The 15,384-nt window shown below is 61.2% G+C and carries 16 protein-coding genes, 1 pseudogene and 1 riboswitch; of the genes and pseudogenes, 8 read left to right on the top strand and 9 right to left on the bottom strand.

The window, feature by feature from the left end:
- Nucleotides 1–562 (bottom strand): precorrin-8X methylmutase (locus tag EOS_RS11275; RefSeq protein ID WP_047846720.1); only part of this gene is annotated, 562 nt, incomplete at its 3' end.
- On the bottom strand, nt 555–1,877 hold the full coding sequence (gene cobG, locus EOS_RS11270; RefSeq protein ID WP_075645310.1) for a precorrin-3B synthase: 1,323 nt from the start codon (nt 1,875–1,877) through the stop codon (nt 555–557). The genes cobG and EOS_RS11275, both read right to left, overlap by 8 nt.
- 101 nt (nt 1,878–1,978) lie before the next feature.
- Nucleotides 1,979–2,155, bottom strand: a riboswitch (cobalamin riboswitch).
- A gap of 118 nt (nt 2,156–2,273) precedes the next feature.
- Here cobG and EOS_RS11265 point away from each other — a divergent pair.
- The 5 genes from EOS_RS11265 to EOS_RS11245 are packed head-to-tail and all read left to right on the top strand — an operon-like array spanning nt 2,274 to nt 6,471.
- On the top strand, nt 2,274–3,476 hold the full coding sequence (locus tag EOS_RS11265; RefSeq protein ID WP_047846718.1) for a bifunctional cobalt-precorrin-7 (C(5))-methyltransferase/cobalt-precorrin-6B (C(15))-methyltransferase: 1,203 nt from the start codon (nt 2,274–2,276) through the stop codon (nt 3,474–3,476).
- 18 nt (nt 3,477–3,494) lie between these two features.
- A complete protein-coding gene (locus tag EOS_RS11260; protein WP_047846717.1) occupies nt 3,495–4,586 on the top strand; it encodes a cobalt-precorrin-5B (C(1))-methyltransferase in 1,092 nt (363 codons plus the stop codon).
- Entirely contained in the window at nt 4,583–5,335 is a 753-nt protein-coding gene (locus tag EOS_RS11255; RefSeq protein ID WP_047846716.1) for a cobalt-precorrin-6A reductase, read from the top strand. Before EOS_RS11260 ends, EOS_RS11255 begins: the two co-directional genes overlap by 4 nt.
- Complete coding sequence (gene cobM / locus EOS_RS11250) at nt 5,336–6,064, top strand: precorrin-4 C(11)-methyltransferase (protein WP_047846715.1); 729 nt, start codon at nt 5,336–5,338, stop codon at nt 6,062–6,064.
- A gap of 11 nt (nt 6,065–6,075) precedes the next feature.
- Nucleotides 6,076–6,471 carry a DUF4186 domain-containing protein gene (locus EOS_RS11245; protein ID WP_047846714.1) on the top strand — a complete coding sequence of 132 codons (396 nt, stop codon included), beginning with the start codon at nt 6,076–6,078 and terminating at the stop codon, nt 6,469–6,471.
- 54 nt (nt 6,472–6,525) lie between these two features.
- Here EOS_RS11245 and EOS_RS11240 read toward each other — a convergent pair whose 3' ends face one another.
- Complete coding sequence (locus tag EOS_RS11240) at nt 6,526–7,272, bottom strand: TerC family protein (RefSeq protein ID WP_047846713.1); 747 nt, start codon at nt 7,270–7,272, stop codon at nt 6,526–6,528.
- Between the two features lie 286 nt (nt 7,273–7,558).
- Here EOS_RS11240 and EOS_RS11235 point away from each other — a divergent pair, with 286 nt between their 5' ends.
- Nucleotides 7,559–8,686 (top strand): OpgC domain-containing protein, encoded by a 1,128-nt coding sequence (locus tag EOS_RS11235; protein WP_047846712.1) that lies wholly within the window; start codon nt 7,559–7,561, stop codon nt 8,684–8,686.
- Between the two features lie 133 nt (nt 8,687–8,819).
- Here the strand turns inward: EOS_RS11235 and eutC are convergent, their stop codons facing one another.
- Entirely contained in the window at nt 8,820–9,623 is an 804-nt protein-coding gene (eutC, locus tag EOS_RS11230; RefSeq protein WP_047846711.1) for an ethanolamine ammonia-lyase subunit EutC, read from the bottom strand.
- Nucleotides 9,623–11,002 carry an ethanolamine ammonia-lyase subunit EutB gene (locus EOS_RS11225; protein WP_047846710.1) on the bottom strand — a complete coding sequence of 460 codons (1,380 nt, stop codon included), beginning with the start codon at nt 11,000–11,002 and terminating at the stop codon, nt 9,623–9,625. Before EOS_RS11225 ends, eutC begins: the two co-directional genes overlap by 1 nt.
- Before the next feature lie 285 nt (nt 11,003–11,287).
- Between EOS_RS11225 and mnmH the strand changes: the two genes are divergently transcribed.
- Both mnmH and EOS_RS11215 read left to right on the top strand, forming a co-directional pair.
- Nucleotides 11,288–12,373, top strand: coding sequence for a tRNA 2-selenouridine(34) synthase MnmH (mnmH, locus tag EOS_RS11220; protein ID WP_047846722.1), 1,086 nt, complete (start codon nt 11,288–11,290; stop codon nt 12,371–12,373).
- A gap of 34 nt (nt 12,374–12,407) precedes the next feature.
- Nucleotides 12,408–13,463 carry a permease gene (locus tag EOS_RS11215; RefSeq protein WP_047846709.1) on the top strand — a complete coding sequence of 352 codons (1,056 nt, stop codon included), beginning with the start codon at nt 12,408–12,410 and terminating at the stop codon, nt 13,461–13,463.
- A 419-nt stretch (nt 13,464–13,882) separates the two neighbouring features.
- On the opposite strand, the gene EOS_RS11210 is transcribed toward EOS_RS11215, so the two are convergent.
- The 4 genes and pseudogenes from EOS_RS11210 to EOS_RS11195 all read right to left on the bottom strand — a co-directional run.
- The gene (locus EOS_RS11210) at nt 13,883–14,302 is read right to left on the bottom strand and encodes a hypothetical protein (protein WP_235442780.1); all 420 of its coding nucleotides are present in this window, start codon (nt 14,300–14,302) and stop codon (nt 13,883–13,885) included.
- Nucleotides 14,299–14,592, bottom strand: coding sequence for a hypothetical protein (locus EOS_RS11205; RefSeq protein WP_047846708.1), 294 nt, complete (start codon nt 14,590–14,592; stop codon nt 14,299–14,301). Before EOS_RS11205 ends, EOS_RS11210 begins: the two co-directional genes overlap by 4 nt.
- 129 nt (nt 14,593–14,721) lie before the next feature.
- The gene (locus EOS_RS11200; RefSeq protein ID WP_235442779.1) at nt 14,722–15,171 is read right to left on the bottom strand and encodes a tyrosine-type recombinase/integrase; all 450 of its coding nucleotides are present in this window, start codon (nt 15,169–15,171) and stop codon (nt 14,722–14,724) included.
- Nucleotides 15,152–15,384 (bottom strand): annotated as a pseudogene (locus EOS_RS11195) (hypothetical protein); the annotation flags it as partial. The pseudogene EOS_RS11195 and the gene EOS_RS11200, both read right to left, overlap by 20 nt.

Raw genomic sequence — 15,384 nt, 5'->3', positions numbered from 1 at the left:
CGCGCAACGCGACGAACGGCACGCCGCGGCTATCGGCGGCGAGCAGGGCCTTCGATTCCGCCGCGCCGATAAATCCCACTGGAAAGCCCAGGATCAGCGCGGGTTTGGGTGCGCCGGCGTCGAGCATATCGAGCAGATGGAAAAGCGCGGTGGGCGCATTGCCGATCACGACCACGCTGCCTTCAAGATCCGGGCGCCACAATTCGAGCGCGGCGGCGGAACGCGTGTTGCCGAGCGCGCGAGCGCGTTCAGGCACGGAGGGATCGTTGAGCGTGCAGATCACGCGGTTGTTTGCAGGCAACCGCGCGCGCGTGATGCCTTCTGCGACCATGCGTGCGTCACAGAGAATGGGGGCGCCGCGGCTTAGGGCAGCGCGGCCTGCCGTGCCCGCGCCGGGCGAGAACAGGAGGTCGTCGATCACGTCCGTCATGCCGCATGCGTGGATCACGCGCACGGCGAGTTTCTCGAGATCGGCGGGGATGGCCGCGAGATTGGCCTCGGCGCGAATGGTCGCAAACGACGCGCGATAAATCGCCTGGCCGTCGCGAATATAGTCAAGCATCAGGGGTGCTCCGGGCTAGCCAGCGGGCTGCCTGTTCGATGGTTAGATGGCGGGCGACGGCTTCAGGTGCTTGGTGGTAAAGATCATACCGACCGGGAGCGACGGCCATCAACGTGGTCTCGACACGATGCGCCGCCGCGCATGAACGTGCGCAGCCGCTGAGGTGGACATCGCCTGTGGACGGCATCAACCGGGCGAGAAGTTGCGCGTCGGCTTTGGTATCGGCGAGACTTTTTGCGCAGCCTTGTGAACCCGCGCATGCAATCAGGCGCGCGAATGGTTCGTCGGGGTTTGTCGCGAGGCCGAGTGTGGTGAGTTGACCAACGACAGCTTGTGCATCGGCAACCGGCACATCGAGCAGCATCACGCTTTGCCAAGGCGTCATGCGTAATCGCGGCGCGAGATCGGCGAGTGCCGATAGCGTTGCTGCATCCATACGCCCAAGCGGGACTTGCGCACCGACGCACACGCTATCGCCCGTTCCTTGAGGATGCACGCCGAAACGCAGCCGTGCATTGGATGGGGGACGACGCCAGTTACCTACGTCCTGGGCCAACGGAAAGCTGAGCTTGTCCTGCACGTGGCCAAGAAATTCTTCGATGGGACATGTCGCTAACAGATCGCGCATCCTCGTATGTTGCGGCAGCGCGAGATCCAGAAACGTATGCAGCAATGCATCGACTAACGCAGGAACGTGGACGCGGCTAACCGCGCCCAACGCGGGCGCGTCGCTTTCAAATCTCGGCGGACAGCCCGCGAGCCCGAATACAAAACGTTCCGCCGAACCCGCCGAAAGCCACACATCGTGCGGATGATCGAGCATCGCGAGACGCTCGCCGCCGTCGACCATCAACGCAAATTTCGGCGACAGCTGATGCAAGCGAGTGTCCCGCTGCAACTGATCGAGCAAAGCGGAAGAGAGCGGTGTTACGTCGAGAAGGGCGTGCGGATCCAGGCCCGCGAGCGGACTCAGCATCACATTACGGAGATCATCAGAACCCGGCGTAGTTGGCCCGAGTCCCGCACCGACGAGCCGCGAAATCAACGTCTCTTGCGAGCCCTCCCGCACGCCGCGAATCTGCAGATTCGCGCGATTGGTCGCATCGATAAAACCCGAGCCGAACGCCCGCGCCACCTCCGCGATCACCCGTGCCTGCGCCGCACTCAGTTCGCCCCACGCAAGGCGAATGCGGCACAGGCCGGCGTCGCGTGCAGGCACAATCCGCATCAGGCCAGGACAAGCCGATGGCCGCGACGCGGGCAATGCGTGCAATGCGTGCGTTAACCCGCGTACAGTAGTGAGTGGTTCGTTCAAAGCGTGACCCGTTCGGTCTCGCGCGGCGCCTCGAACCTGCCGGACCCTTTGCGGGAATGGCACGTTCGCGGCATCGGTACACCCCGCCCGATGTTGGCTTGCACGAAGAATTCCGGTCGGCAGGTCTCTTGGCTTGCAGGTCGTCGTCCGTACCGGCCTTCCCAGTCGAAACCAGTGGCAGTGGAGCGCGGACTCGCTGCGTACAATTGCGGGGGCAGCCACAGTTCTGCTGTGTTCCCTGTTAGGCCCGTAAGGGCACCGACTAACGCGGTATTATGCCCGTTTTTATGGCGGTTAAAGCGCATCGGCGTCACGCCGGGGGTGCTTTAGCCGCATTGTCTGAGCCACGTTGTAGACGCGGCGTAATCTGCGAATGAATCAAGCGAGGATCGGCGGATGTCACCGTGGTTGACCGTGGTGGGGATCGGAGAGGATGGCTGGCGTGGACTGAGCCGGCATGCGCGCCAGGCGTTGCTGGCTGCGGATACGATTTTCGGCGGGGCGCGTCATCTTGCGTTGTTGCCAGCCCGGATCGGCGGGGAACGTCGCGCGTGGCCTACGCCGTTCACGATTGCACCGGTACTTGAGCATCGTCGCGAACGGGTGTGCGTGCTCGCGAGCGGGGACCCGATGATGTTTGGCGTCGGCACGACGTTCGCCCGTGAACTGGCTGCGGGCGAATTTTGCGTGGTGCCCGCGTCTTCGTCGTTATCGCTCGCCGCGGCGCGTTTGCATTGGCCGCTGCAGGACGTGGCGGTGGTCTCACTGGTCGGGCGGCCGCTCGCGGCGCTTGAAACGCAGCTTCATCCCGGCGCGCGCATTTTCGTTCTCAGCAGCGATGCTTCGAGTCCCGCCAAGGTCGCTAAGTTGCTGACAAAGCGCGGTTTTGGCTCGAGCCGCCTGACTGAGTTCGAGCATCTGGGTGGCGAGCAAGAACGCCGTATCGATGAGATAGCCAGCGCGTGGCAGGCGAGCGATGTGGCCGCGCTGAATCTGGTGGCGATCGAATGTGTCGCGGAAAACCATGCGCTGCGTTTGCCGCTCACGCCCGGTCTTCCCGACGACGCATACCAGCACGACGGCCAGCTCACCAAACGCGATGTCCGCGCGATCACGCTGTCGCGGCTCGCCCCTGAGCCGGGAGAACTGCTGTGGGACGTGGGTGCGGGATGTGGTTCGATCGGTATCGAATGGATGCGCTCGCACCCGAGCTGCCGCGCCATCGCGATCGAAGCGGACAGTCAGCGTCAGCGCCTGATCGAACACAATCGCGATGCGCTAGGCGTGCCAGGATTGCAACTGGTCGAGGGCGAAGCGCCGGGCGTGTTAACCGGACTCCCCCAACCCGATGCAATTTTTATCGGCGGTGGCGTGACGGCGCCGGACATGCTGGACACGTGTTGGTCTCATCTGAAGAAAGACGGCCGGATGATCGTCAACGCGGTCACAATTCAAAGCGAGGCGACCCTGATCGCGTGGCGCGCGCTTCATGGCGGCGAGATGACGCGCATCAGCATCGCCCATGCACTGCCTCTAGGCGCCTTCGATACCTGGCGCCAGGCGCTGCCCATTACGCTGCTGCATGCTGTCAAACCATGATGCTCACTCGTTACCTCCATGCGTGACGAAACGCCCGAACAGCCCGCGCCGCTACGCACCGGACTTACTACGGGTAGCTGCGCCACCGCGACGTCGCTCGCGGCGGCGCGTCTATTGCTGACGGGGCTGGTCAGCGAGCACGCGGACATCGTATTGCCCAAGGGTCAGCAGGTCGTGATGCCGCTCGTCTTCTGCCGTCTTGCTGAAGGCGAAAGCGCCGAGGCGGGCACCGTGAAAGATGCCGGTGATGACCCCGACGTCACCCATGGCGCGATCGTTTTTGCCCGCGTGAGGTTACTGAGCGAACCGGGTGTGCGTTTTCTCGCGGGACCGGGCGTGGGCACCGTCACGCGCGCCGGACTTGCGCTTGCCATAGGCGAACCCGCCATCAATCCCGTGCCGCGCAAGATGATGACCGACCATCTCCTGGCGCTCGCCGGAGAACACGGTTATGCGGGCGGATTCGAAGTCAGCATCGGCGTGGAGAACGGCGCGGAACTTGCACTCAAGACCATGAATCCGCGCTTGGGGATCGTCGGTGGATTATCGATTCTCGGCACGACGGGCATCGTGCGGCCGTTCTCCTGCTCGGCTTATATCGCTTCGATTCACCAGGGTGTCGACGTCGCGCGCGCGAATGGCTACGTTCATATCGCGGCGTGCACGGGCAATCAAAGCGAGGATGCCATGCGTCTTCGATACAACCTGCCGGATATAGCGCTGATCGAAATGGGAGATTTCGTGGGCGCTGTGCTCAAGCACTTGCGGCGCGCACCGGTGGAGAAGCTGAGCCTGTGTGGTGGTTTCGGCAAGATCAGCAAGCTCGCGGCGGGGCATATGGATCTGCATAGCCGGAACTCGAGCATCGACTTGCCGCAACTCGCTAGCTGGGCTGCGAGCGCGGGTGCAAGCGCTATGCTTCAACAAGATATGTGCGCGGCTAACACGAGCCAGGAAGCGCTGCTGCTGGCTCACGAGCAAGGCGTGCCACTCGGCGATATTGTCTGCGAACACGCGCGTCAATTTGCGTTGAGTGTAGTGCCCGAAGGCGTCGTCGTTGAATGTTTTGCGATCGATCGGCAGGGGCGCATCGTGGGGTCCGCGCAATGAAACGGGTCTTGCTATTGGGCGGCACTGGCGACGCATTGACCATCGCGCGACGTCTCGGTCCTGATCATGTTTATAGCCTCGCCGGACTGGGCCGCATGCCGGGCGATCTCTTGTGCAGCGTGCGTGCGGGCGGCTTCGGTGGGGTAGAAGGGTTGAATACGTTCATTGACGCGGAATCGATCGGCTTGATCGTCGATGCAACACATCCTTACGCTGCGCAAATGAGCCGTCACGCGAGTACTGCTGGCGTGCTTAAAAGCATTGAATGCTGGGCCCTTCGGCGCGCACCGTGGCAACCGCAAGCCGGAGACGATTGGCGCGAAGCGGCGGATTTTGCGGACATCCTCCATGCCATCGCCCCTTACAAACATCCGCTCTGGACGCTGGGCCGTGAACCGCTTGCGCATCTCGATGAGATTCCGCCTTCGCAACACTGGACCATTCGTTGTCTCGACCTGCATCCCGGCAACGCGCGCGCGACGATCATCGCCGCGCGTGGACCGTTCTCGCTCGATGGCGAACGCGCGCTCTTCGATGCGCAGCAAACCGATGTCGTTGTCAGCAAGAACAGCGGCGGCGCTGCGACCGAAGCGAAACTCGCTGTAGCGCGGGAACGAGGCTTGCCTGTCCTTATGCTGCAGCGACCGCGCTTACCTCAAGTCGAGCGCGAATTTTCCGATACGAACTCGCTTCTGAACGCACTCGAAGCATGGCTCCATCCGCATTCACTTTTCGATAAAACCCTTTAAATGACGGTCTATTTCATTGGCGCCGGACCCGGAGATCCCGAACTCATCACGGTGAAAGGGCAACGCCTCATTCGCACGTGCCCGGTCATCCTGTATGCCGGATCGCTCGTGCCGGAAGCAGTGTTGAGCGGACATCGTGCGCAAAGCGTGGTGAATACGGCGAATCTTCACCTCGATGAAATCGTCGCGTTGCTCGAAACCGCACACGCCAAGGGGCAAGACGTTGCGCGAGTGCATTCCGGCGATCCGTCGCTATATGGCGCGATTGGCGAGCAGATCCGGCGCCTGAATATGCTCGGGATATCGTATGAAATCGTGCCTGGCGTGACGGCTGCGGCGGCATCGGCGGCGTCACTCGGATGTGAATTCACGTTGCCCGGCATCTCGCAGACTGTGATCCTCACGCGCTTCGCCACAAAGACATCGATGCCCGAAGGCGAGCAACTCGCCGACCTCGCTCGCCACCGCGCGACCATGGCGATTCACCTTGGGGTGCGTCATATCGAACGGATCGTCGCGGACCTGATTCCGCATTACGGCGCGCAGTGTCCCGTGGCCGTGATCTTCCGGGCAAGCTGGCCCGACGAAGAAAAAGTGCTGGGCACGCTCGCCGATATCGCGGGAAAAGTGCTTGAAAAAGGCATCGAAAGAACGGCGCTGATCGTAGTCGGGTATGTGCTGAACGCGGAAGGTTTCACCGATTCATCGCTCTATCGCAAGCCATTCTGAAGCATCCACCGATGCGCGATCTCGATACCGTCTTCAGCGCCTTGTCGCATTCGAACTTCCGCAAACGCTTCCGTCTCGGTGCGCGTGAGGAAGCTTATTTGTGCGCGCACGGTATGACGGAGGTGATCGGCCATGCGCGCGAACTGATCACGCGCCGGCTTGCTCCGGAACAACCGCCGAACGACGGCAAGCAGACGCCGTTTCGCGGCCATCCCGTGTTTATCGCGCAGCATGCCACGGCAACGTGCTGCCGGAGTTGCCTCGCGAAATGGCACGGTATCGAAGCGGGAAAACATCTGGACGATGACGAACGGGATCACGTCGTGCAGGCCATCGAGCGCTGGCTGAAGACACAAAAAGTCGTGGGCGCCGATAAACCGCCACGTCAGCCCGACTTGCCGTTCTGATAACACAACGCCGCGCGGTTTGAGGCCGCGCGGCGTGATCGAGTTATCGCGCGATCATTCTAAAGCGCGCATCTTTTTAGCCCGCCGCGACAACATATTCAATCCCTCGACCAAAGCCGAGAACGCCATCGCCGCGTAGATATAGCCCTTGGGCACGTGCGATCCGAACCCTTCGGCGACCAGCGTCATCCCGATCACAAGCAGGAAGCCGAGCGCGAGCATCACCACAGTCGGGTTCCTTTCGATAAAGCGCGACAGCGGTCCGGCCGCGAACATCATCACCGATACCGCGCCTACCACCGCGACGAACATGATGGGAATGTGCTCGGTCATGCCGACGGCGGTCACGATGCTGTCGATGGAAAACACAAGATCGAGCACGAGGATCTGGCCGATTGCGGACCACGGCGTGAGCGTGGACGTCTTCGCAGCGCCGCTGCCACTGCCTTCGCCTTCACCCGAGACGTGATGATGGATCTCGGTAGTCGCCTTCCACACCAGGAATGCACCGCCGGCGATGAGGATCAGGTCCCGCCACGAGAAGTCATGTTCGAACGCGGTGAAGATCGGCGCGGTCAGGCGCACGATCAGCGCCACCGTGCCGAGCAGCCCAAGGCGCATGAGCAGCGCCAGTCCAATGCCGAGCCGCTGCGTGCGTGCACGGTGCGCCTCGGGCAATTTGTTCGTAAGGATGGAGATGAAGATCAGGTTGTCGATGCCGAGCACGACTTCCATGACAAGGAGCGTCGCCAGTGCGGCCCACGCGCCGGGGTCGCTTGCCAATGCAACTAGATAGTCCATGAGATCCGAGAGTCTTGGGGAAGTGAGAGGAAACAGGTAAGGCGCCTACGCGGCGGCCGTTCGCGATGATACGTGACGCGCAAAGCAAAAATGTAAGCTTAATGAAATAATTGAGAGCGATGCGGCGCCAAAAAGTTCGCCGGACGGATTTTCGACGACGACGTGCCTGCCAAAATGGTGCGCCGCGCAAATACGGGTAAACTCTAGTGCCACACGCCGTTACTTTAGCCGGCCCGGCGCCTTCAATCTTCGCTGCCCGATTCCGGCAGTCCCTTTCGGGTTTCGCATGCAGGGAAAATCGCAACGCCTGGTCGAACTGGACTTTTTTCGTGGCCTCGTGCTGCTGGTGATCGTGGTCGATCATATTGGCGGCAGCATGCTTTCCCGCGTGACGCTGCACGCATTCGCCCTCAATGACGCAGCCGAAGTCTTCGTGTTTCTCGGCGGTTTCGCGACCGCGACGGCCTACGCTTGCGTGACCGTCCGCCGTTCCGAATCTGCTGCCCGGGCGCGGTTTTTCCGCCGCGCGATCGAGATCTACCGCGCGTTTTTGGTCACCGCCGTTCTGATGCTGGCGACAAGTTTCGTGCTGCGGCCATTTTTCGGCAGCGCGCCGAATCTGGCGACCACGGATCTCGACAGCTTTCTCGCCACGCCATTCACCGCCATCGCCGACGTGCTGCTCTTGCGTCGTCAGCCGTATCTTTCTTCCGTTTTGCCCATGTACGCGTTCTTCGCGCTGGCCGTGCCGCTGGTCGTTCCGCTCGCACGCAGCAGGCCGTGGCTTCTGCTTGGTGCAAGCGTCGCGCTGTGGGCTGTCGCGGCGCCGCTCGCCGAGTATTTGCCGTCGGCGGACGATTTGCTGTGGGACTTCAATCCTGCTGCGTGGCAGTTGATGTTCGTGCTCGGCGTGCTTGCGTGCTGCCAACCCCTCTATCAGCGTGTGAGTTCGCACCGGTTCGGCTGGGCGGTGAGCGTCGCCGCACTTGGGATTGCCGTGGGCATGGCGTATTACAAATTGCTAGTACTCCCCGCTTCCCTCGATGGCGATTTCAAACGCAATCTGGCCGGCGTGCGGATCGTGAATTTTTTGGCAATCGCGTGGCTTGCAAGCGACCTGGCACGTCGCGGAGTGATAAAGCAGATTGCGGAACGCTTGCCGTGGGTCGGAGCGGTCGGCCGCGATGGACTCGTATGTTTCGCGGCGGGCGCGGTGATTTCGCTGATCGTCGATTCGGTGTTGTTCACACTAACTGATGGTTTTCTCGACGTCCCACTGGGTTTCGCCGCCGATATCGTTGCATTGGGTCTGTTGCTCGCGATTCCGCATCGCCAGCGCGTATTCGGTGCGATGGGTTTGGGGTCGGTTGTGGCCGTTGCGAAGACAGAAGGGGAGCGTCGTGCGGTTCGATGAACGACTCTTTATGAAAGAGCAAGAAATGCGACTAACGGTCTGCGTTTTCTGCATCCACCGGCTACATCGGCGAGCGCTTGAACAAGCTTGAACAAAAAAGCCGGCTTGCAAAAAAACCTCGCCCGATCACGGTCTAACTTGCCTCGATAGAACCCAAACCCGCCGAAGGCAACAACGCATTGCTATCGTCTTTGAGTTTCACGCCCGTCAGCTTCAAACGTGTCGCTTCGGTCAGAAGGTAATGCAGCTTGAACGCGGCGGAATCGTAGGGAAGACCTTCGGGCCGCACGTTCGAAATACAGTTGCGCTCCGCATCGCTTTTGCCCAAACGCGGCTCGTACGTCAGGTAGATGCCGAGACTATCGGGGGAACTCAAACCTGGCCGTTCACCAATCAACATCACCACGATCCGCGCCCGTAAAAGCTCACCAATACCATCGCCGAGTGCGACCCGTGCCTGCTGCGCGACGACGATCGGACCGATGCTTACGCCCGCCAGCTTCGTGCGCATCCGTTCAAGCAGCGGTACCGCATGACCCGCAGCGGCGTAGGCCGACAAACCATCCGCGACCACGAATACGACATCGAACGCAGCAGGCGCGGAGGCCGCATAGTCGCGCAGCCGCGCCGTGCTTTCATCGTTCAGCTTTCTGCCCAGATCGGGGCGGCGCAGATAATGATCGCGATCGGGCGCGGCGCTTTCTACATCGAGCGTATCGAAACCGGACGCACGCAATGAGGCATGCAGCGTGGCCACGTCGAGCGGTTGATGCACGGCGTCACGCGCTTGCGCGTGCGATAGATTAAACGCGAGCAGCGGCGCTGTCGGCAAGCTGCTGCCCGCGCGGCCCAGCGCAATGCGCGCGTTGGTGAAACGGCGCAATGCGTCCCATGGGTTGGTGCTGACGGAAGAAGGGGAATCGTCGAAATCGGCCATTACGCGCTCATCCATTCAAGCAGTGGTTGCGCTGCGGACTGGTTCAGCAAGGCGCCGCGCGGATCGACGATTCGCATCGATTCAAGCCATGCCTCGAACTCCGGCGCACGACGCAAGCCGAGCACGTTGCGTACATACAGCGCGTCGTGGAATGACGTGCTTTGATAGTTGAGCATGACGTCGTCGGCGCCGGGAATGCCCATGATGAAGTTGACGTTGGCCACGCCTAGCAGCGTGAGCAGGTTGTCCATGTCGTCTTGATCGGCTTCGGCGTGGTTCGTATAGCAGATGTCGCAACCCATGGGTACGCCGAGCAGCTTGCCGCAGAAATGGTCTTCAAGCCCGGCGCGAATGATCTGCCTTCCATCGTACAAATACTCGGGGCCGATGAAACCAACCACCGTATTGACCAGCAGCGGGCTGAACTTGCGTGCGACCGCGTAAGCGCGCACTTCACAGGTCTGCTGATCGACGCCGTGATGCGCATTGGCGGATAACGCGCTGCCCTGGCCGGTTTCGAAATACATCAGATCGGTGCCAACGGTGCCGCGTTTCAGCGACAACCCTGCCTCGTGTGCTTCCTTGAGCAGTGCCAGCGATACGCCGAAACTGCTGTTCGCTTTCTCGGTACCGGCAACCGACTGGAACACAAGATCGACGGGCGCACCTTTCTCGATTGCAGCGATGGTGTTGGTCACATGTGTGAGTACGCACGATTGCGTCGGGACTTCGTATCGTTGCCGGAAGTCGTCGATCATCACGAGCAGCGTCGTGATCGCGCTCAACGAATCCGATGCCGGATTGATGCCGATCACTGCATCGCCGCAGCCGTACATAAGGCCGTCGAGCATGGAGGCGGCGATGCCCTTGACGTCGTCGGTGGGGTGATTCGGCTGCAGGCGCACCGACAGATGTCCTGGCAAACCGATGGTGTTGCGAAAACGGGTGATCACGGGCCGTTTCTTCGCCGCGAGAATCAGATCCTGGTTGCGCATCAGCTTCGATACCGCTGCGACCATCTCCGGCGTCAGTCCCGGCGTAACGCGGATCAGCGCGGCGGAATCGGTGGTGTCGGCGAGCAGCCAGTTGCGGAAATCGCCCACGGTGAGATGCGAAATCTCGGCGAAAGCCTGTGAAGAATGGTCGTCGATGATGAGCCGCGTGACCTCATCGCTCTCGTACGGGATCACGACTTCGTTGAGGAAAGTGCGCAACGGCACTTGTGCCAGCGCCATCTTCGCCGCCACGCGCTCCTCCTCGGTGTCTGCCGTCACCCCCGCGAGCTGGTCGCCGGAACGCTGCGGGCTGGCTTTCGCCAGCAGCGTTTTCAGGTCGTCGAAGCGGTAGGTCCGGTGACCGATGGTCTCGTTATAGCTCATCGCGTGATCCTTGTTCCAAGGCTTCTCCAGAGAGTTATTCTGCGCCTGCCGGCCGGGCAACGCATCCAGTCAACATTTTGAGCAGGTTGAATTCAAGCGTCGACCTCGAAGTATGCGGCGAAACTGTAAGGAGCCAAAAATGCAGGAACGTTAATTTGAATCGAATGGGGCAGAGTGTTCGCGCTCATTGGGCTACCTCGGCGGCATCCTGGCTGCACCACCGCTGATTTTCCCGCGTGCGATAATCCCGGTCTTCCCCATCCTGGCACTTTTGCGCGCCGCACCTTGAAAAACCTGCTTGTTGCCCTCGATCGCCTGGCCGATTTCGACGAGATCGTCGATGTCCGCACGCCGCTCGAATTTGCCGAGGACCACATCCCCGGAGCGCTCAACGCCCCCGTGCTGAGCAATGAGGAACGGGTGCTCGTCGGCACGATGTACAAGCAGGTGTCGCCGTTCGAGGCCACCCGCGTGGGCGCGGCGCTCGTCGCGCGCAATCTCGCGCAGCACCTCGACACGACCTTTGCCGACCGGCCGCGTAACTGGCGGCCGCTGATTTATTGCTGGCGCGGCGGCAACCGGTCCGGTTCCGTCACCGCGATGTTCAACATGATCGGCTGGCAGGCGCGGCAACTGGAAGGCGGGTATAAAAGTTACCGGCGCGCAACCCTCGATACGCTTGAGCATTTGCCGACTACGTTCCGCTATATCGCCCTGACCGGCCCCACCGGCAGTGGCAAAACGCGCCTGCTGCACGCGTTGCGCGAGGCCGGCGCGCAGGCGCTGGATCTGGAGCAACTGGCGGCGCATCGCGGTTCGCTGCTCGGCGCGTTGCCGGGCGAGCCGCAACCGTCGCAGAAATGGTTCGATACGCTGCTGGTCGGCACGCTGCGGGGCTTCGATCCGGCGTGGCCGGTGTTCGTCGAAGCGGAGAGCCGGCGGATCGGCGCGATCTCCTTGCCGCTGGCGCTGCTGGAGTCGTTTCATCGCGGCGCGTGTGTCGAGGTCGAAGCAAGCCGCGAGGATCGCGCGACGTTTCTACTGCACGATTACGCGCATCTTTTCCAACATCCCGAGTCGTTCAAGCAGCAGTTGTCGAAGCTGGTCGGCCTGCATAGCCGCGAGAGGGTGAGCGGCTGGCATGCGTTGATCGACCAGGGCCGGGGGGCGGAGCTTGCCCGCGAACTCATCGACCTGCATTACGATCCGGCCTACGCGCGCAGCAGCCGTCAGAATTTCAGCGAATTGCCGCACGCTACGCACATGCTGTTCCGGCCCAACGACGCCGATGTCGTCGAGCAGGCAAGGGCGCTGCTGGCAAGGCTCGACGCTTTGCGTGCCGCCGAAACGCCGCCCGTCACGTCGACCTGACCCGTTTTCATCCCGATAAAAACTACCCAAGACCATGCAATCCACTCTTCGACAACCGCGCGTCGCGCTCGGCTGGATCACGTTCCTGCTGATCGCGGTCGTGGGCCTTTTCTACGTCAAATGGTTTCCGTACTACAACCGCGCGTTCGTCGCGGCCAGTCAGCATTCCATCGGCAAATCGATACTGATGGGCACCGCCGCGAGCGCGCCCGCGCCGTCGTGGCAGGCCGCCATCGACTACGCTTTCGCTTACGGCAAGGCGATCTGGCAGGCAATGGTGCTCGGGCTTCTGCTCGGCTCGGCGGTGCAGGCGCTGATCCCGCCGCAATGGGTGGCACGCGCGCTGGGCAAAAGCGGCTTCAGCAGCGTGGTGAACGGTGGCCTGATGTCGCTGCCCGGCATGATGTGCACGTGTTGCGCAGCGCCGGTTGTGGCCGGTCTGCGGGCGCGTCAGGCGGCGCCGGGTGCGGCTATCGCATTCTGGCTCGGCAACACCGTGCTCAATCCGGCCACGCTGATTTTCATGGGCTTCGTGCTCGGCTGGCAATGGATGGGGTTGCGGCTCGTGCTGGGCATACTGATGGTGTTCGGCCTTGGCTACGCCGTGAATCGGATGGTCACGCCGAAGGAAGCGCAAGCGTCGCGCAGCGAGATGGCGAAGCTGGTCACGACCGATGATCCGGGCACTGCGTTCACCCGCTGGGTCCGGATTCTCGGGCGCATGACGATCCGGCTCGTGCCGGAGTACATCGTGCTCGTGCTGGTGCTCGGCGCGGCGCGGGCGTGGCTGTTTCCGCATATCGGGCCGAATATCGACAATAGCGTGCTGTGGATCGTCGGTCTCGCCATCGCCGGTACGTTGTTCGTGATCCCGACAGCGGGTGAAGTGCCGATCATCCAGGCGATGCTGTCCCTCGGCATGTCTGTCGGTCCCGCGGGCGCGCTGCTGATGACGCTGCCGCCGATCAGCCTGCCATCGGTCGCCATGCTTGGCCGCTCGTTTGCGCCGCGCGTGCTGACGGTGGTGGCGGTCGCGGTGGTGGGTTTCGGGATCGTCGCGGGGCTACTCGCGGTGGCGCTGGGGTTCTGACGCAGCGCGGACCACCACTTCGCATGGGCCCGCTGGTAGTCGGAGGTTCAAATCCGCTCGCCTCGGCCAGTAAGATCAAGGACTTATGGCGAGAGTCGTAAGTCCTTTTCTTTTGTCGCCGAGACGGTTTTAATTGGCGCGTGTTTGAAACGTGCAATCGCGTACCAGCCTCTAAGCCTCTATTGCTTTGTACGCGAGCATGTTATGCGCCATGCTCAATCCGGCCGACAGAATCTCGCGATTTAGTCCTGCCTTTTGCTTGACCATCCGGCCCGGCTTATCCTGCGTGCCGGGGAAGTCCCTCACATTTGAGAAAACCGCTCGGGACGCTGGCACGATACACAATCCGTTGTTCGAGGGTGAGTAAAAGCCCGTGCTGAACTGCTTTCAGATTCAATGTGAGGACAGTTCAACTGCATCTATTCCGTTGTCGCGCGAAATGCGGCTTGGACCGCCCGAACGAGGGAGGGATGTAAGATGCCGAGCTTTGGATTCTGTCCATGAGGGGCTGCCGGAGGTACAGAAAACCATTCGGTCGTGTAAGGTAGGTCAACGGCCTGCCTCAGGTCGAACTTGGTGTCATAGCTGAGGCCGGCCGCCGCATAAGCGGCAAGATTGCTCGCTCGCAAAATGCAAAATTCACCGCGATGCAGGGTCGTGGTGCGCTGACTAGTGCCGCAGGCGACCCGGATAGTGAAGTGGGGCGCGTCATCGTCGAAGACGGCGAGGACGAGGGCAGGGCGAGGCTTGGGACGTGGGTTGATGTTGTCTGGAAAATGACACCAGACGATTTCCCCGGCTATCGGCTCACCCCACCACTGGGGTTCGATGTCGGTCACGACGCAGCGGGCTCTGTCTCGAACAGGCTCGATTTAATCGATCGCTTGGTTCCTTGCGGGGCTTGCTTTTTGATCTGCCGAACCTGAGCGGCGGTGAGCGGGCCATCGTCGCTCTCATACTGCGGCAAGACTTGGACCGCAAGCGCATGCAGCGCTTGATGAATCACTTGTGTTTCATCAACACCCAGTTGCTCGGCGAGTCGCTTCGCCGTGTCGCGGGTGACACCCGTTGCGCTGTCGACGTTGCGATAGCGGAAGGCAATCTGGTTACTAGGTTTCGAAGTCGGCATGACATTCTCCATGCACTGAATTGGATATCTTTAAGATATCTCAATTGGAAGTTTCTGTCAATGTGCGAAGTGTGTTGCCGACGCCGTCATAGGACACGACATATCCCGTGCTTGGGCGGAGCGCCGTCGTTATTTCTTTTTGGCGGCGCCGAGATAATTCGCCCACTCCTGCATCATCTTTGTCCGTGGAACCAGGTATTTCGCATAGTTGTCGGCAGCACTCACTTCGTCCCGGTCCTGATGAGCAAGCTGCAATTCAATGTGCTCGTGCTCGTAGCCTTGCTCGTGCAGAATCGTCGACGCGACGCCCCGAAACCCGTGTCCCGTCATGCGGGAGTGGTAACCCATTCGATAGATGGCAAACAGGAGCGTGTTATTACTAATGGGCTTGCGAGGATTGCGGTCACCGGGGAAAAGGAATTCGCCGTTTCCTGTGAACTCGCGCAATTGCTCAAGTATGGCTATGGTCTGGTGAGCCAGCGGAACGATGTGGGGGTCCTTTATCTTCATGCGCTGAGGTGGGATGTCATCGTCGTCCGAAGGTCGCTTGATGATGCATTTACCGGGAAGGTACTTCAACAGCTACCGAGAACGATGTGACGAGATTTTCGCGCCTGCCTGGAGCGCTATCTGTTGGTTCAAGCCGCACGAGAAAATCGAGGTCCTTCTGTGCCAGCCGGGCGAACTGCTCTTCGACCGCCGCGAATTTCAGCAGGCACTGGACCTGCCAGTTCATCCCGACGACGAGCCATGTGGAGAGACCATTCCATTCGCTCAGAAGGATGGCTCCGG

The sequence above is a fragment of the Caballeronia mineralivorans PML1(12) genome, assembly GCF_001028175.1.
GTDB classification, from domain to species: domain Bacteria; phylum Pseudomonadota; class Gammaproteobacteria; order Burkholderiales; family Burkholderiaceae; genus Caballeronia; species Caballeronia mineralivorans.
The sequence above is the reverse complement of the archived record's forward strand: the minus strand, read 5'-3'. Positions and strand labels throughout refer to the sequence as shown.